Origin of the sequence: Paenibacillus nanchangensis (assembly GCF_046543445.1) — a bacterium.
Lineage (GTDB): Bacteria > Bacillota > Bacilli > Paenibacillales > Paenibacillaceae > Paenibacillus_AQ > Paenibacillus_AQ nanchangensis.
Genome location: NZ_JBHOFD010000082.1, coordinates 1 through 619, shown reverse-complemented (window position 1 = coordinate 619; position 619 = coordinate 1). Strand labels below are relative to the sequence as shown.

Annotated in this window: 1 protein-coding gene and 1 pseudogene; both read right to left on the bottom strand. The window is 53.3% G+C overall.

The annotated features are described in order from the left end of the window. A pseudogene (locus ACE6ED_RS29210) lies at positions 1 to 245 on the bottom strand (amidohydrolase family protein); the annotation flags it as partial. Between the two features lie 38 nt (positions 246 to 283). Next, the coding region (locus tag ACE6ED_RS29205) for a PfkB family carbohydrate kinase (RefSeq protein ID WP_410830959.1) at positions 284 to 619 on the bottom strand (336 nt) is incomplete at its 5' end.

Sequence of the window (619 nt, the reverse complement as noted above, 5' to 3'; positions counted from 1 at the left end):
GCAAGGTCAACGATTTGTTTGACCTCCTCATTCGAGACAATCCAGCCTCCGCTTTGCGTCGTCAGGTCCAGAGGAAGCAAAATGGAACGGTCGATTCCGTTATAGTCCATTTCTTGCAGCACGGATTCAATGGGGCTGGGGCCTTGTTTGAACACACCGAACTGCGCTTTGCGGTAATTCAGCGTCTCTTTGTCTTCGCTGATCGCTTTGTAAAATATCGGATGGGTATGCACATCGATGATCAACAGATTTTTCCGCCTTTCCGCCGGCTTTGCGTCACCGGTTAGTAGGGTTCGAATTTGGATACGACTTCGGCAGCCGTCTTGGCTCCTTGCTTAAGCGATTCCTGGATCGTCCAGCCGCTTAGCTGGCCATACATGAAACCTGCGCAAAACGAATCGCCCGCGCCTACCGTATTGACCACCTCGGCCGACACGATGCCTTCCCGGTAGAACTTCTCTCCGTCATAAGCCACGCTGCCTTGCTCACCCAGCGTCACCACAACGACACGCGGCCCTTGCGCATGCGCCCACCGGATAAACCCTTCCATTTCGTCGTCCTCTTGTTCATATGAGAAAAACGCATAATCGGTATGCGGCAAAATCGGCCCGGCAATCTC